Below are 23,330 nucleotides of genomic sequence, written 5' to 3'. Positions count from 1 at the left end.
GTCAATGTACTATGGTTGAGAGAGGTGCCGGTTGGTGAAAGGTATCGCAAACATTGATGAACGCTACTTTATGTCAGTCCGTATAAATAATGAGTGATGTGTAGTGTGGATTGTACACATAACTAGGGTGGTACCGCGATACATTCGTCCCTTTTTGGATGAATGTATTTTTTTATGCTCAAGTATACGGAGCTTATCATCGTAAATTAGGAGTGAGGATATATGAAGCAATTGAAAGCTAGTGAAATCAGACAAAATTTTATTGATTATTTTAAAGAACAGGGACATATGGTAGAACCTTCTGCACCGCTTGTACCGATTGATGATGATTCTTTATTATGGATTAACTCAGGTGTTGCGACGTTGAAAAAATACTTTGACGGCCGTGAAATTCCGAAAAAACCGAGAATTGTCAACTCTCAAAAAGCAATCAGAACTAACGATATCGAAAATGTAGGATTTACTGCTCGTCACCATACATTTTTCGAAATGCTTGGCAACTTTTCTATCGGTGATTATTTCAAACGTGAAGCGATTGAATTTGCTTGGGAATTTTTAACAAGTGATCGTTGGATGGGAATGGAACCTGAGAAATTATATGTAACGATTCATCCTGAAGATACAGAAGCGTACGATTTATGGCATGATGTTATCGGTTTAGAAGAAAGTCGTATTATTCGTATTGAAGGCAACTTCTGGGATATCGGTGAAGGTCCATCTGGTCCGAATACAGAAATCTTCTACGATCGCGGACCAGAATATGGAGAAGATGATCCAGCTGAAGAAATGTATCCTGGCGGTGAAAATGAACGCTACCTTGAAGTGTGGAACTTAGTATTCAGTGAATTTAATCATAATAAAGATCATACCTATACTCCGCTTCCTAATAAAAATATTGATACCGGCATGGGTCTGGAACGTATGGCTTCTATCGCACAAAATGTACGTACTAACTACGAAACAGATTTGTTTATGCCGATTATTGAAGATGTAGAACAAATTTCAGGTAAAAAATATCAAGAAAACGCGGAACAAGATGTTGCTTTTAAAGTCATTGCAGATCATATTCGTACAATTGCGTTTGCTATCGGCGATGGTGCTTTACCTGCAAACGAAGGACGCGGTTATGTGTTACGTCGCTTGTTGCGTCGTGCAGTGCGTTTCAGCCAATCTCTAGATATCAATGAGCCATTCATGTATCGCTTAGTCGACACAGTCGCAGATATCATGGAACCTTATTATCCAGAAGTAAAACAAAAAGCAGATTTCATCAAACGTGTTATTAAATCAGAAGAAGAACGCTTCCATGAAACATTAGAAGAAGGTTTAGCTATCTTAAACGATATGATTAAAGAGGCTAAAGCTGGCGGTAATGTGATTAATGGTAAAGATGCTTTCAAATTGTATGACACATACGGCTTCCCAATTGAACTGACAGAAGAAATTGCGGATAACGAAGGCTTAACTGTAGATATGAAAACCTTCGAAGCGGAAATGCAAAAACAAAGAGATCGTGCACGTCAAGCGCGTCAAAAATCAGAATCTATGCAAATTCAAAGTGAAGTTTTAAAAAATATCACTACAGCAAGTACGTTTACAGGCTATGATGTAATGGACCAAGACACTAAAATAACAGATATTATTGTGAACGGCGAGCGCGTAGAGAAAGCAGATGCTGGCGATACGGTATTTTTTGTACTTGATAAAACGCCATTTTATGCAGTCAGCGGGGGCCAAGTAGCAGACCAAGGTACAGTCAGCAATGAAAACTTTGAAATTGAAGTGACAGAAGTGACGAAAGCTCCAAATGGTCAAAATTTGCATAAAGGTGTGGTTCAATTTGGACAAGTGTCTGAAGGAGCAAAAGTTGAAGCTTCAGTGAACCATGCAGATCGTCGCGACATTAAGAAAAACCATAGTGCGACTCACTTATTGCATGCCGCTTTAAAAGAAGTTTTAGGCGATCATGTGAATCAGGCGGGTTCTCTAGTTGAAGGTGACCGTTTACGTTTTGACTTCTCACACTTTGGTCCAGTAACAGAAGATGAATTAGAACAAGTTGAACGCCGTGTTAATGAAGAAATTTGGAAGGGTCTCGATGTGACTATTAAAGAAATGCCGATAGAAGAAGCGAAAGCATCTGGGGCAATGGCATTATTCGGAGAAAAATATGGCGATATCGTGCGTGTAGTAGATATGTCACCATTCTCTATTGAATTATGCGGTGGTATTCACGTTAACAACACATCTGAGATTGGTTTATTCAAGATTGTCAGTGAATCAGGAACTGGTGCAGGCGTACGCCGTATTGAAGCATTAACTGGTAAAGCTGCTTTCTTATATCTTGAAGCTATCCAAAATAAATTTAAAGCAGTTAAACATCAAGTAAAAGCTAAAGAAGATGACCAAGTAGCTGAAAAAGTAACGCAACTCATCGACAATGAAAAACAATTGCATAAACAATTAGAGCAACGTAATCAAGAAATTACTGCATTGAAAATGGGCAATATTGATGATCAAGTAGAAGAAATGAACGGCTTGAAAGTTTTAGCTCTGCAAGTAGAAGCTGAAAATGCAAAAGCATTGCGTCAAACAATGGATGATTTTAAATCTAAGTTGCAAGATACAGTGATTATTTTAGCAAGTGACGTCGGTGGTAAAGTAGCGCTCGTTGCCACAGTACCTAAAGCTGATACAGATAAAATTAAAGCTGGAGATATTATTAAAAACATGGCACCTGTAGTCGGCGGTAAAGGCGGCGGTCGTCCTGATATGGCTCAAGGCGGCGGAAGTGAACCAAGCAAGATAACAGAGTCATTACAATTCATTAAAAACTACATTAAATCGCTATAACTTATCGACACTCTCATGTAGAATGGTAGATGTATCAGCCTACTAAAGTAGAAGGAGTGTGCAAGAAAATGAACAATTACGATAAAACAATGCGCTTTAATCTTGAAGATGTTCCTAAAGAAAATGTTAAATCAGTGTTGACTAATGTGTATAATACCTTGAATGAACGTGGTTACGATCCAGTCAACCAAATTGTCGGTTATCTCTTATCAGGTGACCCTGCCTATATTCCGCGTCATAATGAAGCAAGAAACCAAATCAGAAGAATCGACCGTGATGAAATTATGGAAGAACTTGTTTCAAATTACTTGAATGCGTCTAAAGATAAATAGTATATGCTCACACATAAAATTATCGGTTTAGATGTTGGCAGTAAAACAGTCGGCGTTGCTGTCAGTGATTTAATGGGTTGGACTGCTCAAGGCTTAGATACACTCCGAATCAATGAAGAAGAAAATGAATTAGGTATTTCAAAGTTAACAGAAATCATAAAAAAAGAAGACGCGGATACTGTTGTAATAGGATTACCGAAGAATATGAATAATTCTATTGGATTTAGAGGCGAAGCTTCGTTAAAATACAAGGAAGCACTCCAAAATGCATTACCAGATATCAAAATTGTAATGTGGGATGAGCGCTTAAGTACGATGGCAGCAGAAAGATCTTTACTAGAAGCGGATGTTTCTAGAAATAAACGTAAGAAAGTAATTGATAAAATGGCTGCTGTGTTTATATTGCAAGGTTATTTAGACTCATTACAATAAACCATGAAAAGGAGCATTATTTATGTCTGAAAATAATAAAAATCAAGATGCAGAATTAAAAGTGAACAACGAGGAGGAACTTTTAACTTTATACGATGAAGATGGTAACGAAGTTTTATACCGTAAAGTGCTAGAGTTCTATCATCCTGAATTTGACAAAGAATATGTTATTTTAGCTGAAGAAGGCGAAACATCTGATGATGACGATATGATCGAATTGATTCCGATGATTAATGTTCCTGACGAAGAAGGCGACGGTGGAAAATTCTTACCTGTCGATTCTGAAGAAGAATGGGATATGATTGAAGAAGTAGTCAACACTGAAATGGAATAATTAAGGTTGAACGAGGCGGGGCTGAATGCTCCGTCTTTTCTTTGTTTATAAGTACGAACATTTGTTCCTGATCTCGTAAATTCGGCATTTTTAACTATTTAAAAGGGAATTCTAGGATGTTATTCCTCTGAAAAGATAATTTTACAATAATTTAAAGTCGGTACTTAATTTTGTATCTTTTTTGTGGTAAAATATGTAAAGTTAAATTATAAGAAAAGTTTATGAAGTTGGTTACATCTTTAAATCAGTCAGCGTGACTGATTTATTTTTGTTAATTTTTCGATGAAGGAAGCGTATTATGGATAAAAATGAAAATTACTTGATTAATTTATCGCAAAAACACGCACATGAGTTAGAGGTTTTAAGACCTTACGCTGAAGAAAATAATGTTCCGATTATCCATCCTTTGTCGTTGGATATGATTAAACAATTGATTAGAATTCATCAATCACGACATATTTTAGAGATTGGAACTGCTATCGGTTATAGTGCTATGCATTTTGCTTCGGTTAATGAAGACATTAAAGTATGGACAATTGAACGTGATGAAACAATGCAGAAAACCGCTAAAGAAAATCTGGAGCATTATACTTATGGTTCGCAAATTCATCTCATTGAAGGTGATGCAAGGGAAACTTTCGATGCAGTTGAGGATTTAACTTTTGATATGATCTTTATTGATGCGGCTAAAGCTCAATCGCAGAAATTCTTTGAACTCTATACACCATTATTGAGAGAAGGCGGTTTGGTGATTGTAGATAATATTCTCTACCATGATTTTGTAGCAGACATAGAAGTGGTACGCAGTCGTAATGTGAAGCAGATGGTGAAGAAAATTCAAAAGTTTAACACCTGGTTAAATGATCATCCAGACTATGAAACAAACTTTTTAGATATAGAAGATGGTTTAGCCATCGCGGTAAAAGGAGAGTCAAAATGACAGAACTACTTGTGACACCTAAATCAGTTGAACATATTGAAGTGTTGATTGAAAAAGGTGCAGATGCTTTTGTAATCGGAGAACAAAAATTCGGTTTGCGTTTAGCGGGAGAATTTGATCGAGAAGCTATGCGTGAAGCGGTACAACTGATTCACGAGCATGGGAAAAAAGCCTATGCAGCTGTAAATGGTATTTTTCATAATTATCATTTGAATGCTTTAGAAGATTATATTCAATTTCTGCATGAAATCAAAGTTGATCGTATTATTTTCGGTGATCCTGCAGTTGTCATGTATGTTAAAGCACAAGAACAGCCTATTCCTTTGAATTGGGATGCAGAGACGATTGTTACGAATTATTTCCAATGTAATTATTGGGGCAAACGCGGGGCTAAACGTGCGGTACTTGCGCGTGAGCTGAGTTTGGAAGAAATTTTGAATATTAAAGCACATGCTGAGGTAGAAATAGAAGTACAAGTCCACGGGATGACTTGTATGTTCCAATCAAAACGTATGCTGCTCGGTAATTACTATACTTTCCAAGATCGTCAAATGAAAATTCAACGTCAAGATTCAGGCAAAGATTTATTGTTATATGATGAAGAACGTGAAAATCAATATCCAGTATTTGAAGATTATAATGGGACACATATTATGTCGCCAAACGATATATGTTTGATTGAAGAATTAGATCCGTTGTTGGAAGCGGGGATCGATAGCCTGAAGATAGATGGTGTATTGCACAGTGAAGAATACATTAATGTATGTACTGAACAATACAGAGAAGCTATCGACTTATACCAAGAAGACCCTGAAGCCTATGAAGATGAAAAATTCATGCTCGTGGACCCGATTGAGGCTATCCAACCTGAACATCGACCGTTTGATGAAGGATTCTTATTCAAACACACAGTTTATTAAGGAGGCTATATCTTGATTACTCAAGCTAAAAAAGATGAATCAAAATCAAAAAGCCAAATGAAGAAACCTGAATTGCTGGCACCTGCCGGCAACTTAGAAAAATTAAAAATTGCAGTACATTATGGAGCGGATGCGGTGTTCTTAGGCGGACAAGAATACGGATTACGTTCTAATGCTGATAACTTTACAATGGAAGAAATCAAAGAAGGCGTTGAATTCGCCGATAAATATGGGGCGAAAATTTACGTTACTACTAATATTATTGCACATGATGAAAATATGGACGGTTTGGAAAATTACTTGAAGAACCTTGAAGCTACAGGTGCTACAGGTATTATCGTTGCAGATCCGTTAATTATTGAAACATGTAAAACAGTAGCACCAAAGTTAGAAATACATCTCTCAACACAACAATCACTCAGCAATTATAAAGCAATAGAGTATTGGAAAGAAGAGGGATTAGATCGTGTAGTGCTTGCTCGTGAAACGGGTGCAATGGAAATGAAGGAAATGAAGGAAAAGGTAGATATTGAAATTGAAGCCTTTATACATGGCGCAATGTGTATTGCTTATTCTGGTCGTTGTACTCTAAGTAATCATATGACGGCACGTGATTCCAACAGAGGCGGATGTTGCCAAAGTTGCCGTTGGGATTACGATTTGTTGGAAGTAGATGAAGACGGCGAATTGGATTTATTATATAAAGATGGAGATGTTACTCCTTTTGCAATGAGTCCTAAAGATTTAAAATTAATTGAATCGATTCCCGATATGATGGATTTAGGGATTGATTCTTTAAAAATCGAAGGACGTATGAAATCTATTCACTACATTGCAACAGTTGTTTCCGTATATCGTAAAGTTATCGATGCTTACGCTGCAGACCCTGAAAATTTCAAAATAAAACCTGAGTGGTTGATTGAGCTCGATAAGTGTGCCAATAGAGATACAGCTTCTTCATTCTTTGAAGGTACACCAGGATACCAACAACAGATGTTCGGCAATGAATCTAATAAGAAATCGCCTTATGATTTTTGCGGCTTAGTATTAGACTATGACGAAACCACACACATTGCGACTATCCAACAACGTAATCATTTTAAACCAGGACAAGAAGTAGAATTCTTTGGACCTGAGATAGATGGATTCAAACAAATCGTTGAAACAATTTATGATGAAGAAGGTAACGAATTAGACGCTGCTCGTCATCCGCTTCAAATTGTTCAATTCAAAGTAGACCATCCTATTTATCCTAACAACATGATGCGAAAGGAAGTATAATCATGAATCCAACAACGATTATCGGTATCGCAGGCGGATCAGGTTCAGGTAAAACATCTGTTACCAATGAAATATTGCACAATTTAGAAGGCCATAGTGTTGCATTAATTGCTCAAGACTACTATTATAAGGACCAATCCCATTTAACTTTTGAAGAACGTTTGAAAACAAACTATGATCATCCGTTTGCTTTCGATAATGATTTATTAATTCAAAATTTAATGGATTTACGCAATGGGAATTCTGTGGAAGTACCGACATATGATTATGTTAATCATACAAGAAGTTCTGAAACCATTGCATTTCAACCTAAAGATGTTATTATCGTAGAAGGAATATTTGCACTAGAAAACAAAACTTTAAGAGATTTAATGGATGTAAAGATTTATGTCGACACAGATGCAGATTTACGTATCTTAAGACGTTTGATGCGTGATACGAAAGAGCGCGGACGTTCTATGGAGTCGGTAATCGAACAATACCTTACTGTTGTACGTCCGATGCATAATCAATTTATCGAGCCGACAAAGCGGTATGCGGATATTATTATTCCTGAAGGCGGCAGTAATAAAGTGGCTATCGACATAATGACAACTAAAATCCAATCATTGATTAACAATCAACTGTAACTTTTGAGTAAAGGAAGATGCTAATATGGAAAACCAAAAACAATATCCAATGACACAAGAAGGCTTTGAGAAGCTAGAACAAGAATTAGAAGAATTAAAGACTGTCAAACGTCCAGAAGTCGTAGAAAAAATTAAAGTTGCACGTTCTTTTGGTGACTTGTCTGAGAACTCAGAGTACGATGCTGCGAAAGATGAACAAGGATTTATCGAACAAGACATCCAACGTATTGAACATATGATCAGAAATGCGTTGATTATCGAAGATACAGGTGATAACAATGTTGTGCAAATTGGTAAAACTGTAACGTTTATTGAAATCCCTGATGGTGAAGAAGAAGTTTATCAAATCGTGGGTTCTGCGGAAGCGGATGCTTTCAACGGAAAAATTTCAAACGAATCACCTATTGCACAAAGTTTAATCGGCAAACATTTAGATGATGAAGTACGTGTACCGCTTCCAAATGGTGCTGAAATGAAAGTCAAAATCACAAATATTCAATCACAATAAGGTACAAATCTTTCTGAAATGTAACGAAGGACTAAAATTGAATGTGCATTATAAAGTTGACGTTACTTTATTTGAGATGAAGGCTGTATGAGATTTTCGGCTGTTTCCACTCAAAATAAAGCGTCAACTTTTTTTGTGCGAAAGAAAATTAAAGGTAAATCAACAAAATTGACTTCAGTCGTTGCAAGTTCAAAATTATGATAAAATAAGCGTGATAGTAATCAGAAAGGGGAAAGAGTAATGATAGGTATTATTGGCGCTATGGAAGAAGAAATACAAATATTAAAAGAAAAAATAACGGGCCTTGAAGAAATCTCAATTGCACATGTTAAATTTTATAGAGGCCAAATTGATAATAAAGAAGTCGTGTTGACTTTAAGTGGAATCGGTAAAGTGAATGCTGCGATGTCGACAACATTATTAATTAATACGTTTTCTCCGGATGTGATTTTAAACACAGGTTCAGCAGGTGCCTTAGATCATTCGCTAGAAATCGGTGATGTGTTAATTAGTACTGAAGCTACGTATCATGATGCTGATGCAACAGCATTCGGATATGAATTAGGTCAAATTCCGAATATGCCGCTTGCTTATGCAGCAGATGATGATTTAACAACGCTAGCACAATCTGTGGTTGAACAACAAGAAATGAACGGTAAACTCGGCCTAATTGTCAGCGGAGATAGTTTCATCGGTGAAGTCAGTCAAAGAAAAGTAATCAAAGAAAACTTCCCTGATGCTATGGCAGTTGAAATGGAAGCCACAGCCATTGCGCAAACTTGTTATCAATTTAAAGTGCCTTTCATTATTACTAGAGCTGTATCGGATTTAGCGAATGGAGAAGCAAATATTACATTTGATGAATTTATAGGAGAGGCAGCACAATCTTCTAGTAACATTGTTTTAGAAATGTTGAAATCTTTATAAGGATAAGGTGAAATCAGTAATGGGAATTTTAAGCAGACTTTGTATGCCGAATGCGTACGTTCAAAGTATTCATCAAATTGATTTTGATGCATTAGCTCAATCTGGCATTCGAGGTGTCATTACAGATTTGGATAACACATTAGTAGGTTGGGATGAAGCAGATCCTACGCCTGCTGTTATTCATTGGTTCAATAAATTGAATGATTTAAATATCAAGGTCACAGTCGTCTCAAATAATCATCAAAAACGTGTTGCTAATTTTTGTACACCGTTAAACGTTGATTATATATTTGAGGCTAGAAAACCAATGGGCAAATCGTTTAAACGGGCATGTGAACATATGAATTTAAAGCCTGAAGAAACAGTGGTCATCGGTGATCAAATGATGACAGATGTGATAGGTGGAAACCGACGCGGTATGTATACTGTAATGGTTGTACCCGTTAAAAAAACAGATGGTTTTATGACACGATTTAATCGCTTGATAGAACGCAGACTGTTACACAGATATAAAAGAAAAGGCTATATTAAATGGGAGGAAAATTGATTGACTGAAACCCTAAAATGTATCGGTTGCGGTGCACCGCTGCAGTCAGAAGATCCAAAAAAACCAGGATATGTGCCCGCACATAGCTTGCATAAAGAAGATGTTATCTGTCAACGTTGTTTTCGATTGAAAAATTATAATGAAGTACAAGATGTCGGTATGGACAGTGAAGACTTCTTAGATTTATTAAATAACTTGGCAGATAAAAAAGGCCTTGTCGTCAATGTAGTAGATATATTTGATTTCGAAGGTTCTTTTATACATGCTTTAAAACGTATCGTCGGAAATAAAAAGGTAGTACTTGCGGCGAATAAGATTGATCTGTTGCCAAAACAAATTAATAAACGCCGTGTTAAAGAATGGTTGAAAAAGACAGCTAAAAAATATGGTTTGGAACCAGAAGCGGTTATTTTAATTTCTGCCAATAAAGGTTACGGTATTGAAGAATTATTAGAAACAATTGATACGTATCGCAATCATGAGGATGTGTATATCGTAGGAACAACTAATGTCGGTAAATCTACTTTAATTAACAAACTGATAGAACAAAGTGTAGGAGAAAAAGATGTAGTGACGACTTCTCGTTTCCCTGGAACGACATTAGATATGATAGATATCCCTCTAGACGATGATACGTTTATGTTTGATACACCTGGTATTATTCAAGAACATCAAATGACACATTACGTTACTGAAAAAGAATTAAAACAGATTATGCCGAATAAAGAAATTAAACAACGTGTCTATCAGTTGAACGAAGGACAAACTTTATTCTTTGGCGGATTAGCACGAATTGATTATGTCTCTGGAGGAAAAAGACCTCTCGTATGCTACTTTTCCAATAATTTGATGATACACCGTACTAAAACCGAAAAAGCAGATGTATTATGGAAAACGCAACTCGGTTCTCTTTTAACACCGCCTAATGACCCAGAACATTTTGATTTGAATGATGTCAAAGCGGTACGTTTAGAAACGGGTAAAGAAAAACGAGATGTGATGATTTCTGGTCTCGGTTTTATTACTATCGGTCCAGGTGCTAAAGTAGTAGTTCATGTACCTAAATCTGTTGATGTAATACTAAGAAATTCAATCATGTAGGTGAAGAAAATGAAATACGCAGTTATCGGGCATCCAATTCAACATTCATTATCTCCTGTAATGCATAATGCTAACTTTGAGGCATTAGATTTTGAAGCAACATATGAAGCATTGGATATACCGCCTAAACACTTTCATTTGATTAAAGAAATTATGACTGAAAAAGAAATAGATGGATTTAATATTACCATACCGCATAAAGAACGTATCATTTCTTATTTAGATGAAATAGACACACATGCACAAACAATCGATGCAATTAATACCGTTAAAATCGAAAATGGCAAATGGATTGGATATAATACTGACGGTCTCGGTTATGTTAAAGGCTTAGAACGTGTTTATCCAAATTTAAAAGATGCACAAATCTTGCTGCTGGGGGCAGGAGGAGCGAGCAAAGGTTTGGCTGCGGCTTTAAATCAAGTGGTAGAACAGCAACTTACTGTAGCAAATCGCACAATGTCGCGCTTTGATTCTTGGGATTTAAGTGTCAATACGATATCGTTGAAAGAAGCAGAAAAGCAACTAAATGCATTTGATATCGTTATTAATACAACGCCAGCAGGAATGAGCGATAATCAAGATGTTGTAATCAGTTTAGACCAACTTGCTCCAGATACGTTAGTAAGCGATATTGTGTATATTCCAGCTAAAACGCCAATTTTGAAATTAGCTGAAGCTAAAGGTAATCCAGTTTATAATGGTTTAGATATGTTCGTCAATCAAGGTGCTGAAAGTTTTAATATATGGACAGGCCAAACAGCGGATATCAATGTGATGAAAGAAACAGTTCTGGAACACTTAAAAAGGAGAGATTAAATGTTAACGGGAAAACAAAAGAGATTTTTAAGAAGTAAAGCACATCATGTGACGCCAACTTTTCAAATTGGAAAGTCAGGAATTAATGAAAACATGATTGAGCAGTTAAATGAAATATTAGAGAATCGTGAATTAATAAAGATTCATATTCTGCAAAATAATATGGATGATAAAAAAGAATTGGCTGAAGCGGTAAGTAAAGCTACTGATAGTGAATTAGTACAAATCATCGGTTCTATGATTGTGTTGTATAAAGAATCTGATGAAAATAAACAAATAGAATTGCCATAATATGACACATTCTATCGTTTTATACGGCGGTCAATTTAATCCTATCCATACAGCTCATGCTGCAGTAGCCAGCGAGGTATATCATAAACTGCGTCCAGATCGTTTCTTATTTTTACCAAGTTATATGTCGCCTTTAAAAGCTCATGATTCTCAATTGAATACTGAACATCGTATTAATATGTTAGAGCTTGCTGCATCAGATTTAGGATTTGGGGAAATCTGCTTGGCAGAAATTGAACGTAAAGGTGAAAGCTATACGTACGACACTATACGGGACTTAAAAGAAGAATGGGGAGATGCCGTGATTTACTTCGTCATCGGCACAGATCAATACGACCAGTTGGATAAATGGTATCAAATTGACGCATTGAAAGAACTCGTGACATTTGTAGTGGTTAATAGAGGTAAAGAAAAACAAGAGGTGGAAGCGGGAATGTTGGAGGTCCAAATTCCCCGGATAGATATCAGTTCTTCGATGATTAGAGCGCGCATCAAGCATCAACAACCCATTGAAGTATTAGTTCCTAAACAAGTTGAAGCCTATATCAAGAGGGAGCGATTATATGAAGACTAAAAAAGCAATAAAGCTAATTGAAGAAAAGTTGCCAGAAAAGCGTTATAAACATTCATTACGCGTTGCTGAAACAGCCAAAAAATTAGCTGAAATTCATGACGGTGATGTGAAAAAAGCAGAGCTTGCAGGTATCTTGCATGATTATTCGAAATATGATGATTTGGGTACGATGTATCAAATTGTACGTAAATATAATTTAGATAGCGACCTATTGAGTTATGGTTCAGAAATTTTACATGGTCCAGTTTGTGCCGTTATTATGAAAGAGAAGTATGAAATTGAAGATGAAGAAGTTCTGCTAGCTATTCAATATCATACGACAGGTCGCGCGCACATGACGAAGACCGAAAAAATTGTTTTTATAGCTGATTATATTGAACCTAAAAGAACGATTCCTGGAGTGGAAGAAATACGAGAAATGGCTTTTAAACCAGGCAACTTGGATAAGACGATATATGAAATATCTAAACGCACTGTATTATTCTTAATAGGTAATGATATTAGTGTATATAAAGCAACAATTGATTGTTTAAATTACTATAATTTCAGTGATGAAAGAATAGAGGATGATTAAATGCAAAAAACAGAAATTTTAAATATGGCTGTTAAAGCCGTTGAAAGTAAAAGAGCAGAAGAAGTAATTTCTTTAGATTTAGAAGGCATCAATGATATGGCGGATTATTTTGTCATATGCCATGGTAATAACGAACGTCAAGTACAGGCGATTGCGAGAGCGGTTAAAGAAGCGGCTGATAAAGCGGGTATTGATATTTCAGTATTTGAAGGCTTGAATGAAGCAAGATGGGTATTGCTCGATTTATCTGGCGTAATCGTCCACATTTTCCATAAAGACGAACGTAGTTACTATAATATTGAAAAACTCTATAGAGATGCTCCGATGCAAACCTATGAGGAAGCTTATTAAAGATGGAACAATATCATGAATTCAGTCAATACTATGACGAACTGACCTTAGATCAACCCTATGATGCTTGGTTAGATATCGTAAAATCTCTAGTAAGTGATAAAGTATCGATATTAGATATTGGCTGCGGTACTGGGAGTTTGACTCATCAATTAACACAGTTAGGGCCAGTGACGGGTATGGACTTGAGCCCTGATATGTTAGCGATAGCTGCTCAAAAATCCAATGAAGTCAGATGGATAGAAGGAGATATGTCTCAATTTGATTTAGGTCAAACATTCGATGTTATTACTATCTTTTGTGACTCATTGAATTACTTAAATAATTTAGAAGCTGTAAACGATACTTTCAAACAAGTTTATAACCACCTAGAAGAAGATGGTATCTTTATTTTTGATGTTCATTCTACTTATAAAATGCAAACACTTTTTAACAATCAAAGTTATATTGATGAAACAGAGCATGTTTTTCTCGGTTGGGATGCTGTCGCAGGAGATGAACCTAATAGTGTATGGCATTATATGACTTTTTTTGAAAAACAAAGTGATGGACAATATCATCGTTTTGATGAAGAGCACTACCAACAAACTTATTCTGAAGAAGAATACTTAGAAATGTTACAAGCTGCAGGCTTTAAGCATATAAGTACATTTTATGACTTTGATCAAAATAATCATAATCCAGAGAGCAATAGATTGTTCTTTGTTGTAAAAAAATAAAGTAAAATCACTCCTTTAAACGTTTATATAGTAAAGGAGTGAATTTTTATGTTAGAAAAGTTGAAGTACTATATAGAACATTACAAACAGTATCGTTACATAGCAGCAGGAATTGTAATATTGATTATAGCCCTATTATTCTTTATACAGCCCAAACAACCTGAAAATGAAGTACAAGAGAAGAATACAACTGAGTGGAACCATAAAGATAATTTAAAGAATGGCGATAACAAATTACAATCTGCTAAAAAGGATACCCAAGAAACTCAAAATACTAAATCTAAGAAAGTAATGGTAGATGTTAAAGGTGCAGTAAAGCATCCGAATGTATATGAAATGTCGAATAATCAACGCATAAAAGATGTTGTCTTAAAAGCTGTACCAACTGATAAAGCAGATCTCAATCAAATCAACCTTTCAGAAAAGCTAGTAGATCAAAAACTGATTTACATACCAGAAAAAGGAAAAAACGGTTCTAATAATTTGGTGTCAGTTAATAGCGGCACCTCTGACAATAGTTCAACAACTCAGCAAAAGGTAAATCTTAATACAGCGAAAGAAACTGAATTGACTACAGTAACAGGGGTAGGACCTTCTAAGGCTAAGGCTATTATTGAATTTAGAGAAAGCAAGGGAAGCTTTGATAAGGTAGAACAACTTAAAGAAGTGAAGGGGATTGGAGAAAAGTCTTTTGAGAAATTAAAAGATTATTTTACAATTTAGAGACTTCGATATGAAATAACGAAAAAATGTAATAAGATAGAGTTATTCTGAATTTACTATAGGGGGCACAGAAATGGACAGAATTAAATGGGAAGAATACTTCATGGCTCAAAGTCACCTATTATCCTTAAGATCAACATGTACAAGGTTATCTGTAGGCGCAACTATAGTTAAAGATAACCGCATTATAGCAGGAGGCTACAATGGCTCAGTAGCCGGCGAAGTACATTGTATAGATGAAGGATGTCTAATGGAAGATAATCACTGTATAAGAACCATTCATGCTGAAATGAACGCTTTATTGCAATGTGCTAAGCAAGGTGTATCGACCGAAGGGGCCACAATATACGTTACTCATTTTCCATGCCTAAACTGTACTAAATCAATAATACAAGCAGGCATTAAGAGAATTTACTATGCACAAGACTACCACAATCATGAATATGCAATCCAACTGCTGGAACAATCCGGAATTGAATATAAAAAGATACCATTCGATGCGAGACAAGTAGCAGAATATTTAACAAAGAAGTGATTACTATTTGATATATATCGCATTAGCATTTTTAGATGGCATCTTAATAATTTATAATAAGCCGCTAGCTATTATGCTCGCAGGCTTATTATTATTAATTTTAACTAGAAAAAAGCCTCCAATTTTACTAACAATATTTATATTATGTCAATCTATAATAAGTAATTATTGGTTTTCAAATTACAATTTTCAACAAAAAATTGAAAGTAATTGGTTTAAGGATATTAATAACCTGAATGAATTTGTTGAGTTAACTGATTTTCGAGTTAAAAATAACAAGTATGTAGCAGGTGACCTCAAATTTAAGGGTCATACCCTGAAGTTTTTTTATTTTCCAAGAAAAAAGCAAAATTTAACAAATTTCGAGCGTTTACCAAGATATTCAACGTGTTTTGTTAATGGCAAGTTGAAAATAGATGAATCTTTTTCTGATCAGCCGACAGCCATTCTTAAAAATATTAATCTTTCAACTTGCAAAGCTGATAAATCAAAAAACATCTCCCAAATCATTGCTACGCACAAGCAATACTCTCTAAAAAGATTACAGCGATCTTCATCACACTGGCAAAATACTTTTGCGTTAGTAACAGGGGATGTAAGCTATATTGATGGAGAAACACTGGATATTGAGAAAGAACTTGGTATCTATCATTTACTTGCTGTCAGCAGTTCACACGTTGCGGTTATAGCAGGTATTTTTTATTTTACTTTAAATAGGTTCAACGTTCCCAAAGCAGCTACACAATGTTTGATTATTATCGCCTTATTTTTATTTGCTTATTACACAAATTTTGCTCCAAGCGCTTTAAGAGCTATATTGTGTTTATCATTTGTTATGATTCTGCCAAAAAAATTCTATAGCTCGCTTCTTGATATTCTTTCGCTTGTATTTCTAATGTTATGTACCTTTTCTCCTGATATTATATTCGATATTGGTTTTCAATTTTCTTTTTTAATCACACTATTTATTCTTTTATCTGCTCCGCTTATTAAAACTTTAAACAAAATTCAATCTGCAATAGCAATCACATTTATAGCACAAATTTCTTCTTTTATCATCAGTGCTTACTATTTTAATCAAATTCAATGGATTGGTTTCTTTTCAAACTTTTTATTTATACCTTATTATTCATTTATACTTTTCCCTTTAGCAATCTTCACTTATATCTATATACAGTTCTTTAATTCTTCGATTTATCTTAATAATCTTATTAAGTTTTTCTATACATTACACGACCAATATTTCATTAAGATATTCTCTCACTTTAATCAATATCGCTGGTTTATTGGTGAATTCAATCAATATCATGTTGTTTTAGTGGTTGCTTGGATGATAGCAACCGTCACAATATTAACAAAAGGGCGATTCAAAAGTTCATTAATTGTGTTTATTATCGGAAGTTTGTTTTTTACAAGCATCACTACTAAACCTCACACGAGATTTACAGCGTTAAATGTTGGACAAGGCGATTCATTTCTATTTGAAACGAATTATGGCCATCGAGTGTTAATTGATACAGGAGGTAAAGCAGATCAAGAAGGAAGATTGTTTAAATTTGGGCAAAAGAAATTAGATAACTCAAATTCTATAAGCAAATATCATATTATGCCAACACTAAAAAAACGGGGAATCAGTAAATTAGATTATATTATTATTACACATCCTCACGCTGATCATATTGGCGAGTTGGAATATTTATTACAACATATAAAAGTAAAAGGGTTAATCATAAATTTCGCTAGTTATCCTCAAGATACTTTAAATTCAATTAAAACAAGCTGCAATATTCATCACATTAAATTGCTAAATGCTTTAGAAATTAATCAAGTCGCTATCGATGAAAGTAAAGTGCAGTTCTTAGATGCTTTTCATAACGAAAACAACGATTTAAATGAACACTCAATTATGGCTATTATCAAGACGCCTAGATACAATATTCTTACTACTGGAGATGCTACTATAAATAATGAAGCAAAGCTTTTAAAGAATTATTCTCTTCCTAAAATTGATATCTTAAAAGTAGGGCACCACGGCAGTAAAACAAGTTCAAGTAAAAGTTTTATTGAAAAAGTGCATCCTGATTATAGCGTCATATCTAGTGGTAAAAATAATGTTTATAAACTTCCTAATAAAGAAGTAATAGAGCGTTTAAGAAGTATTAATTCAAAAACTTACAACACACAAGTTAACGGTGAAATTACTTTTGATTTAGAAAAAGATATTAAAGTAATAACTGAACATTAATCAATCATGGTAGGAATCATTTGTAAGTGATATACTTTTACAATATGTAATTTGCTGAGAGGTGCTATTTGTGAACGAAAACATTATAACAATTTATGGTGAAGTACCTGAACTAATCGAGAAAAAAACAAAGGAAATAGCTGACAACTACTTACAAGAACCCAAAGATGATTTTAATTACGTAAATTTTAATTTAGCAGACACAGAAATCACTACTTGCATCGAAGAAATTTTGACGCTTCCATTTTTATCAGATAAAAAGGTAGTAGTCATAAAAAATGCATATTTATTCACTGGAGAAAAAGGTCCTAAAGATATTAATCAAAATATTGATCAGTTATTTGAATTTATTCAAAAATATGACGGCTCTACTTTAGTGATTTTTGAAGTATACCATTCTAAGTTGGATGAGCGGAAAAAATTAGTTAAAACACTAAAAAAAGAAACGAAACTTATCAAAATTGAACAGATGACCGAAGACGAGATGAAGAATTGGATAAAAAATGAGTTAAACCAACAATACAAAGATATTAAGCAAGATGCTTTAAATTTATTCATTGAATTGACAGGAATTAATTTTAATTTAATAAAGCAAGAATTAGAAAAAATCATTTTATTTATAGGTGAAAGGCCCACTATCACTAAACAAGACGTGGAAACAATTGTGAATAGAAGTCTAGAACAAAATGTTTTTTTACTGACAGATTATATTCAAAAAGGGCAAAAAGAGGAAGCTGTTAATTTAGTCAATGACTTGATTATTATGAAAGAGGAACCAATCAAATTACTTGCTTTAATAACTAGTAATTTCAGACTTTATTATCAATGTAAGATTTTAGGAAAAAAAGGATATAGCCAGCAACAAATTGCTAAAACAGTAGGGGCGCATCCTTTCCGAGTTAAATTAGCGCTCAGAACATCACGTCAATATCAATTAAATCACTTAATGGAAATTATAAATGCCTGCGCAGAGACTGATTATAAATTGAAATCTTCTTATATGGATAAACAGTTGATTCTTGAGCTCTTTATTTTATCTATTTGGGCATAAAAAAAGTTCAAGCAAGTGCTTGAACTTTTTCATTATTTGTCTGCGCTCATTAATTGTGATTTAATGCGGTCAGCTTTGTTATCGTGGATTAAGTTAGATTGAGCTGCTTTGTCTACTTTCTTAACAGCAACACGTACTAATTCTTGTTTGTTATCAGCGTTTTCAGCGATAGCTGCTTTCGCATGTTTCACGGCTGAACGCATATCATTTTTTTGTGAAATGTTTCTAGCTTCAGCTGTTTCATTTGTTCTTACACGTTTAATAGCAGATTTAATATTTGGCATTGAATGTCACCTCCTAAAAGTGATCTATGCTCATCAAATAAATATTTGATTACAACAAGAAATATTTTATCAAATGTACTATTAAACTGCAATCATTTATTTTAGCTATGGGTTTCAAGATAGTCTATTTTAAAGTAAAATAGAGAATAATAGCAGCGAGTATACTAGAAATAGATAAGTTGCATTAAATACGTAAACACGTTATTATATCAAAGATATCATACATAACGGTCTATTGAATATTACGAAAGTGAGTAGATAGAATGAATAATGAAGAACGTTTAGAACGTCAAAAAAATATACGAAACTTTTCTATCATTGCACATATCGATCATGGGAAGTCGACATTGGCAGATAGAATACTTGAAAATACAAAAAGTGTTGAAACAAGAGATATGCAAGCCCAATTGCTAGACTCAATGGATTTAGAACGTGAGAGAGGCATTACTATTAAATTAAATGCAGTGAAATTAAAGTATGACGCCAAAAACGGTGAGTCATATATTTTTCATTTAATAGACACTCCAGGGCACGTCGATTTTTCATATGAAGTATCTCGATCATTAGCAGCTTGTGAAGGTGCAATTCTCGTTGTCGATGCTGCCCAAGGTATTGAGGCACAAACATTAGCAAACGTTTATCTTGCTTTGGATAACGACTTAGAATTACTCCCTGTAGTCAATAAAATTGATTTGCCGGCTGCTGAACCAGAGCGTGTTAAACAAGAATTAGAAGATGTTATCGGGTTAGATCAAGACGATGTTGTACTGGCAAGTGCAAAGTCTAATATAGGCATAGATGAAATATTAGAAAAGATTGTAGAAACCATTCCTGCACCTGATGGGGACCCTGCTGCTCCACTCAAGGCACTTATCTTTGATTCTGAGTATGACCCTTACAGAGGTGTTATTTCTTCAATCAGAATTATGGATGGGGTAGTGAAAGCTGGCGATAAGATTAAAATGATGGCTAGCGGTAAAGAATTTGAAGTTAACGAAGTAGGAATTAATACACCGAAACAACTTCCAGTTGAAGAATTGACTGTTGGAGATGTAGGTTATATTACTGCTAGTATTAAGAATGTTGATGATTCTCGTGTCGGCGATACTATCACTCATGCCGATAGACCTGCAGAACAACCACTGAAGGGTTATAAAAAAATGAATCCCATGGTTTTTTGTGGATTATTCCCTATAGATAATAAAAACTACAACGATTTAAGAGAAGCTCTAGAAAAGTTACAATTGAACGACGCTTCACTAGAATTTGAACCTGAAACTTCTCAAGCATTAGGCTTTGGTTTCCGTACTGGCTTCTTAGGTATGCTCCATATGGAAATTATTCAAGAGCGTATTGAAAGAGAGTTCGGAATTGAACTTATCGCCACTGCACCTTCAGTTATCTATGAATGTATACTAAAAAATGGCAACAAAGTAGTTGTGGATAATCCATCACAAATGCCAGAAAGAGATCAAATTGAAAAGATATATGAACCGTACGTTCGTGCCACAATTATGGTTCCTAATGATTATGTAGGTGCTGTAATGGAACTTTGTCAACGTAAACGTGGACAGTTCGTTAATATGGATTACCTAGATGATATACGTGTGAATATTATTTATGATATTCCTTTATCTGAAGTGGTTTTCGACTTTTTCGACCAAATTAAATCGAATACAAAAGGATATGCTTCCTTTGATTATGAATTGACAGGTTACAAAGAAAGTGATCTTGTTAAAATGGATATTCTTCTAAATGGAGATAAAGTTGATGCTTTAAGCTTTATTGTACATAAAGAATTTGCATATGAAAGAGGCAAAGCATTAGTGGAACGTCTAAAAACACTTATCCCTCGTCAACAATTCGAAGTACCTGTCCAAGCTGCAGTAGGTCAAAAAATTGTAGCTAGAACTAATATCAAATCAATGGGTAAGAATGTATTATCTAAATGTTACGGCGGGGATATCAGCCGTAAACGTAAATTGTTAGAAAAACAAAAAGCTGGTAAAGCTAAAATGAAAGCTGTAGGAAACGTTGAAATTCCTCAAGATGCTTTCTTAGCCGTATTAAAAATGGATGAAGATTAATAATAAGGTTGGGGCGAGTAACATGTCCCAGCTTTTTATTTTGAAAACTCTTCATTGAAGGAGAGAAACGATATGGAAACAAGAAGTGCTTATATTCATATTCCATTTTGTGTAAGAATATGTACATATTGCGATTTTAATAAGTACTTTATTCATAACCAACCTGTCGATGAATATCTAGATTGTTTAATTAAAGAATTTCATCAACCGATAAAGAAAGAATTGAATACGATGTTTGTAGGTGGGGGCACACCGACCGCTCTAAGTACTCCACAATTAGAAAAATTATTGCAAGGTATTGCAGATAATTTTGACATTCGAAATGAATACACATTTGAAGCTAATCCTGATGAACTTACAGATGAAAAAATTCGTTTACTTAAAGATTATGGAGTTAACCGCCTATCTATGGGGGTGCAAACTTTTGATGAATCATTATTAAAGGTTCTTGGCAGGACTCATAAAACAGAGGATATTTACCAAGCAGTCAACTTAGCAAATAAATTTAATATTAATTCCATCAGTCTTGATTTAATGTATCATTTACCGAATCAAACTTTAAATCAATTTGAAGAAAGTTTAGATATTGCACTTTCCATGGACATCAATCATATTTCAAGTTATGGATTAATTCTCGAACCAAAAACACAATTTTATAATTTATATCGTAAGGGCAAGCTAAAATTACCCAATGAAGATTTAGGAGAAGACATGTATGAATTATTATTAGATAAAATTCATGCATCTAATCTTCATCAATATGAAATTTCAAATTTCAGTCAACAAGGTCATGAATCCGAGCATAATAAAGTATATTGGAAAAATGAATACTATTATGGATTTGGTGCTGGTGCTAGCGGCTATACAAATGGTGTGAGATATACCAATGTAAACCCGGTTAACCATTATATTAAAAAAATCCAAAACAATGAAACACCTATCCTTCAACAGACAGAACCAAATATTAAAGAGCAAATGGAAGAACAAATGTTTCTAGGTCTTAGAATGAATCAAGGTGTCTCTAAAGCTTTATTTGCACAAAGATTTGGCAAAAAGCTTGAAGATATTTATCCGAATGAATTACTAGAATTAAGTAAAAATAATTTAATCAAAAATGAAAGAGATTTCGTAAAATTGACTAAACGTGGAAAAGTTATTGGAAATGAAGTTTTTGAAGCCTTTTTGATTGATTAAAATGTATTGAAATAATCAAGGCTTTAACGTTGACTTACTTTGACCAATTTGATAAATTATAATTAGCACTTGAAAGAAGAGAGTGCTAATGAGGTGGAAACATGATTACCGATAGACAACTGAGCATCTTGAATGCCATTGTTGAAGATTATGTTGATTATGGTCTGCCGATTGGTTCAAAAACAATTATCGATAGACATAATGTAGATGTGAGCCCTGCAACTATTCGAAATGAGATGAAATATCTCGAAAATGAAGGATTAGTTGAAAAAGCACATGCTTCTTCAGGTAGATTCCCATCTATTAAAGGTTTCAGATATTATGTTGATCAATTATTAGAGAATAACTACTCTCGTAAACCTAATAATCAACGTTTAAATGATCTTTTAGCTGAAAATAATTATAATTTGTCCAATGCTTTAAGTGCATATGCAAATGAATTGTCTATAACAACTAATTATACTACGTTGATTATGAAACCGAATCAAACTAAAGATTTGATTACCGATGTTCATTTATTTAACACAGTTGCTAACTTAGTTATAATGGTAATTGTGTTTGAATCAGGAGATGTAGAACACCTGCAATTAGCAGTCCCAGAAAAAATTTCTAAACATCGTTTAATTCAAATTGCTAATTATATTAAAGATAATTTTAACGATGAATCAGGAAGTAAACTTTCAAAAATGGCTTTTGAACATTCAAGAGATTCAGTAACTGTACTTCAATTAATAGACTTATTGAATCAGCGTTTAAAGGATTCAACATCGGATATTTATTTAGGTGGCAAATCTAATTTAATCGACATGTTGAATGAACAGAATGTTAGTTCCATACAACAAATTCTTCAATATTTAGAGTCCAATAAGATATTGAAATTATTTGAAGATGATTACCACTCTGGTATCGATGTGAAAATCGGTCAGGAAATTGATAATAATTTAGAGAATATTTCTATCGTTCTCAGTGATTATCACATTGAAAATCACTTAACCGGACATATAGCAGTTATTGGACCAACTGCTATGCGTTATCAAAATGTTATTCAATTACTCTATAAAATTTAGTAATGAAGTCGT

Annotated in this window: 26 protein-coding genes; 25 read left to right on the top strand and 1 reads right to left on the bottom strand. The window is 34.3% G+C overall.

Going from position 1 to position 23,330, the window contains the following annotated elements:
- Positions 1–222: 222 nt before the first annotated feature.
- The 22 genes from alaS (at position 223) to holA (ending at position 18,686) form a co-directional block, all read left to right on the top strand.
- Positions 223–2,853 (top strand): alanine--tRNA ligase, encoded by a 2,631-nt coding sequence (gene alaS, locus CNQ82_RS07980; protein WP_123144843.1) that lies wholly within the window; start codon positions 223–225, stop codon positions 2,851–2,853.
- Positions 2,854–2,921: 68 nt separating this feature from the next.
- Positions 2,922–3,185 (top strand): IreB family regulatory phosphoprotein, encoded by a 264-nt coding sequence (locus tag CNQ82_RS07975; RefSeq protein ID WP_095104915.1) that lies wholly within the window; start codon positions 2,922–2,924, stop codon positions 3,183–3,185.
- A gap of 3 nt (positions 3,186–3,188) precedes the next feature.
- Positions 3,189–3,617, top strand: a complete 429-nt coding sequence (gene ruvX, locus CNQ82_RS07970; RefSeq protein WP_095104917.1) for a Holliday junction resolvase RuvX — start codon at positions 3,189–3,191, stop codon at positions 3,615–3,617.
- A 22-nt stretch (positions 3,618–3,639) separates the two neighbouring features.
- Complete coding sequence (locus tag CNQ82_RS07965) at positions 3,640–3,951, top strand: DUF1292 domain-containing protein (RefSeq protein ID WP_123144842.1); 312 nt, start codon at positions 3,640–3,642, stop codon at positions 3,949–3,951.
- Positions 3,952–4,249: 298 nt separating this feature from the next.
- Complete coding sequence (locus tag CNQ82_RS07960) at positions 4,250–4,891, top strand: O-methyltransferase (RefSeq protein ID WP_123144841.1); 642 nt, start codon at positions 4,250–4,252, stop codon at positions 4,889–4,891.
- The gene (locus CNQ82_RS07955; RefSeq protein WP_123144840.1) at positions 4,888–5,811 is read left to right on the top strand and encodes a peptidase U32 family protein; all 924 of its coding nucleotides are present in this window, start codon (positions 4,888–4,890) and stop codon (positions 5,809–5,811) included. The genes CNQ82_RS07960 and CNQ82_RS07955 overlap by 4 nt, the downstream gene beginning before the upstream one ends.
- A 57-nt stretch (positions 5,812–5,868) precedes the next feature.
- Positions 5,869–7,092, top strand: coding sequence for a peptidase U32 family protein (locus CNQ82_RS07950; RefSeq protein ID WP_123145658.1), 1,224 nt, complete (start codon positions 5,869–5,871; stop codon positions 7,090–7,092).
- A 2-nt stretch (positions 7,093–7,094) separates the two neighbouring features.
- On the top strand, positions 7,095–7,721 hold the full coding sequence (udk, locus tag CNQ82_RS07945; RefSeq protein ID WP_123144839.1) for a uridine kinase: 627 nt from the start codon (positions 7,095–7,097) through the stop codon (positions 7,719–7,721).
- A 25-nt stretch (positions 7,722–7,746) separates the two neighbouring features.
- Positions 7,747–8,229: a transcription elongation factor GreA gene (greA, locus tag CNQ82_RS07940; protein WP_123144838.1), complete on the top strand. Its 483-nt coding sequence runs from the start codon at positions 7,747–7,749 to the stop codon at positions 8,227–8,229.
- Positions 8,230–8,469: 240 nt separating this feature from the next.
- Positions 8,470–9,156 (top strand): 5'-methylthioadenosine/adenosylhomocysteine nucleosidase, encoded by a 687-nt coding sequence (locus CNQ82_RS07935; RefSeq protein ID WP_123144837.1) that lies wholly within the window; start codon positions 8,470–8,472, stop codon positions 9,154–9,156.
- 19 nt (positions 9,157–9,175) lie between these two features.
- The gene (locus CNQ82_RS07930) at positions 9,176–9,703 is read left to right on the top strand and encodes a YqeG family HAD IIIA-type phosphatase (protein ID WP_123144836.1); all 528 of its coding nucleotides are present in this window, start codon (positions 9,176–9,178) and stop codon (positions 9,701–9,703) included.
- Positions 9,704–10,804 (top strand): ribosome biogenesis GTPase YqeH, encoded by a 1,101-nt coding sequence (gene yqeH, locus CNQ82_RS07925; protein WP_123144835.1) that lies wholly within the window; start codon positions 9,704–9,706, stop codon positions 10,802–10,804.
- 9 nt (positions 10,805–10,813) lie between these two features.
- Complete coding sequence (gene aroE, locus CNQ82_RS07920; RefSeq protein WP_123144834.1) at positions 10,814–11,623, top strand: shikimate dehydrogenase; 810 nt, start codon at positions 10,814–10,816, stop codon at positions 11,621–11,623.
- On the top strand, positions 11,624–11,914 hold the full coding sequence (gene yhbY, locus CNQ82_RS07915; protein WP_095104934.1) for a ribosome assembly RNA-binding protein YhbY: 291 nt from the start codon (positions 11,624–11,626) through the stop codon (positions 11,912–11,914).
- A gap of 1 nt (position 11,915) precedes the next feature.
- Entirely contained in the window at positions 11,916–12,488 is a 573-nt protein-coding gene (locus tag CNQ82_RS07910; RefSeq protein WP_123144833.1) for a nicotinate-nucleotide adenylyltransferase, read from the top strand.
- The gene (gene yqeK / locus CNQ82_RS07905) at positions 12,478–13,062 is read left to right on the top strand and encodes a bis(5'-nucleosyl)-tetraphosphatase (symmetrical) YqeK (RefSeq protein ID WP_123144832.1); all 585 of its coding nucleotides are present in this window, start codon (positions 12,478–12,480) and stop codon (positions 13,060–13,062) included. Before CNQ82_RS07910 ends, yqeK begins: the two co-directional genes overlap by 11 nt.
- Positions 13,063–13,413 carry a ribosome silencing factor gene (rsfS, locus tag CNQ82_RS07900; RefSeq protein WP_123144831.1) on the top strand — a complete coding sequence of 117 codons (351 nt, stop codon included), beginning with the start codon at positions 13,063–13,065 and terminating at the stop codon, positions 13,411–13,413.
- Between the two features lie 2 nt (positions 13,414–13,415).
- Positions 13,416–14,132, top strand: a complete 717-nt coding sequence (locus CNQ82_RS07895) for a class I SAM-dependent DNA methyltransferase (RefSeq protein WP_123144830.1) — start codon at positions 13,416–13,418, stop codon at positions 14,130–14,132.
- A gap of 48 nt (positions 14,133–14,180) precedes the next feature.
- Positions 14,181–14,855, top strand: coding sequence for a helix-hairpin-helix domain-containing protein (locus CNQ82_RS07890; RefSeq protein ID WP_123144829.1), 675 nt, complete (start codon positions 14,181–14,183; stop codon positions 14,853–14,855).
- Positions 14,856–14,928: 73 nt separating this feature from the next.
- Positions 14,929–15,390 (top strand): ComE operon protein 2, encoded by a 462-nt coding sequence (locus tag CNQ82_RS07885; RefSeq protein ID WP_047131805.1) that lies wholly within the window; start codon positions 14,929–14,931, stop codon positions 15,388–15,390.
- 7 nt (positions 15,391–15,397) lie between these two features.
- Positions 15,398–17,635, top strand: coding sequence for a DNA internalization-related competence protein ComEC/Rec2 (locus tag CNQ82_RS07880; RefSeq protein WP_123144828.1), 2,238 nt, complete (start codon positions 15,398–15,400; stop codon positions 17,633–17,635).
- 70 nt (positions 17,636–17,705) lie between these two features.
- A complete protein-coding gene (gene holA, locus CNQ82_RS07875) occupies positions 17,706–18,686 on the top strand; it encodes a DNA polymerase III subunit delta (RefSeq protein WP_123144827.1) in 981 nt (326 codons plus the stop codon).
- Positions 18,687–18,718: 32 nt separating this feature from the next.
- Here holA and rpsT read toward each other — a convergent pair whose 3' ends face one another.
- Positions 18,719–18,970, bottom strand: coding sequence for a 30S ribosomal protein S20 (rpsT, locus tag CNQ82_RS07870; protein ID WP_123144826.1), 252 nt, complete (start codon positions 18,968–18,970; stop codon positions 18,719–18,721).
- A gap of 263 nt (positions 18,971–19,233) precedes the next feature.
- On the opposite strand from rpsT, the gene lepA reads away from it, so the two are divergent.
- From lepA to hrcA, 3 genes are all read left to right on the top strand, one after another.
- Complete coding sequence (gene lepA / locus CNQ82_RS07865) at positions 19,234–21,057, top strand: translation elongation factor 4 (protein ID WP_123144825.1); 1,824 nt, start codon at positions 19,234–19,236, stop codon at positions 21,055–21,057.
- Between the two features lie 72 nt (positions 21,058–21,129).
- A complete protein-coding gene (gene hemW / locus CNQ82_RS07860; RefSeq protein ID WP_123144824.1) occupies positions 21,130–22,251 on the top strand; it encodes a radical SAM family heme chaperone HemW in 1,122 nt (373 codons plus the stop codon).
- A gap of 101 nt (positions 22,252–22,352) precedes the next feature.
- Complete coding sequence (gene hrcA / locus CNQ82_RS07855) at positions 22,353–23,318, top strand: heat-inducible transcriptional repressor HrcA (protein WP_123144823.1); 966 nt, start codon at positions 22,353–22,355, stop codon at positions 23,316–23,318.
- Positions 23,319–23,330 lie beyond the last annotated feature (12 nt).

The sequence above is a fragment of the Staphylococcus debuckii genome, assembly GCF_003718735.1.
GTDB classification, from domain to species: Bacteria; Bacillota; Bacilli; order Staphylococcales; family Staphylococcaceae; genus Staphylococcus; species Staphylococcus debuckii.
The sequence above is the reverse complement of the archived record's forward strand: the minus strand, read 5'-3'. Positions and strand labels throughout refer to the sequence as shown.

Bases quoted from the DNA above. Each gene is read 5' to 3' on its own strand.
- alaS (WP_123144843.1), top strand. From the start codon at position 223: ATGAAGCAATTGAAAGCTAGTGAAATCAGACAAAATTTTATTGATTAT.
- CNQ82_RS07975 (WP_095104915.1), top strand. From the start codon at position 2,922: ATGAACAATTACGATAAAACAATGCGCTTTAATCTTGAAGATGTTCCT.
- ruvX (WP_095104917.1), top strand. From the start codon at position 3,189: ATGCTCACACATAAAATTATCGGTTTAGATGTTGGCAGTAAAACAGTC.
- CNQ82_RS07965 (WP_123144842.1), top strand. From the start codon at position 3,640: ATGTCTGAAAATAATAAAAATCAAGATGCAGAATTAAAAGTGAACAAC.
- CNQ82_RS07960 (WP_123144841.1), top strand. From the start codon at position 4,250: ATGGATAAAAATGAAAATTACTTGATTAATTTATCGCAAAAACACGCA.
- CNQ82_RS07955 (WP_123144840.1), top strand. From the start codon at position 4,888: ATGACAGAACTACTTGTGACACCTAAATCAGTTGAACATATTGAAGTG.
- CNQ82_RS07950 (WP_123145658.1), top strand. From the start codon at position 5,869: ATGAAGAAACCTGAATTGCTGGCACCTGCCGGCAACTTAGAAAAATTA.
- udk (WP_123144839.1), top strand. From the start codon at position 7,095: ATGAATCCAACAACGATTATCGGTATCGCAGGCGGATCAGGTTCAGGT.
- greA (WP_123144838.1), top strand. From the start codon at position 7,747: ATGGAAAACCAAAAACAATATCCAATGACACAAGAAGGCTTTGAGAAG.
- CNQ82_RS07935 (WP_123144837.1), top strand. From the start codon at position 8,470: ATGATAGGTATTATTGGCGCTATGGAAGAAGAAATACAAATATTAAAA.
- CNQ82_RS07930 (WP_123144836.1), top strand. From the start codon at position 9,176: ATGGGAATTTTAAGCAGACTTTGTATGCCGAATGCGTACGTTCAAAGT.
- aroE (WP_123144834.1), top strand. From the start codon at position 10,814: ATGAAATACGCAGTTATCGGGCATCCAATTCAACATTCATTATCTCCT.
- yhbY (WP_095104934.1), top strand. From the start codon at position 11,624: ATGTTAACGGGAAAACAAAAGAGATTTTTAAGAAGTAAAGCACATCAT.
- CNQ82_RS07910 (WP_123144833.1), top strand. From the start codon at position 11,916: ATGACACATTCTATCGTTTTATACGGCGGTCAATTTAATCCTATCCAT.
- yqeK (WP_123144832.1), top strand. From the start codon at position 12,478: ATGAAGACTAAAAAAGCAATAAAGCTAATTGAAGAAAAGTTGCCAGAA.
- rsfS (WP_123144831.1), top strand. From the start codon at position 13,063: ATGCAAAAAACAGAAATTTTAAATATGGCTGTTAAAGCCGTTGAAAGT.
- CNQ82_RS07895 (WP_123144830.1), top strand. From the start codon at position 13,416: ATGGAACAATATCATGAATTCAGTCAATACTATGACGAACTGACCTTA.
- CNQ82_RS07890 (WP_123144829.1), top strand. From the start codon at position 14,181: ATGTTAGAAAAGTTGAAGTACTATATAGAACATTACAAACAGTATCGT.
- CNQ82_RS07885 (WP_047131805.1), top strand. From the start codon at position 14,929: ATGGACAGAATTAAATGGGAAGAATACTTCATGGCTCAAAGTCACCTA.
- rpsT (WP_123144826.1), bottom strand. From the start codon at position 18,970: ATGCCAAATATTAAATCTGCTATTAAACGTGTAAGAACAAATGAAACA.
- lepA (WP_123144825.1), top strand. From the start codon at position 19,234: ATGAATAATGAAGAACGTTTAGAACGTCAAAAAAATATACGAAACTTT.
- hemW (WP_123144824.1), top strand. From the start codon at position 21,130: ATGGAAACAAGAAGTGCTTATATTCATATTCCATTTTGTGTAAGAATA.
- hrcA (WP_123144823.1), top strand. From the start codon at position 22,353: ATGATTACCGATAGACAACTGAGCATCTTGAATGCCATTGTTGAAGAT.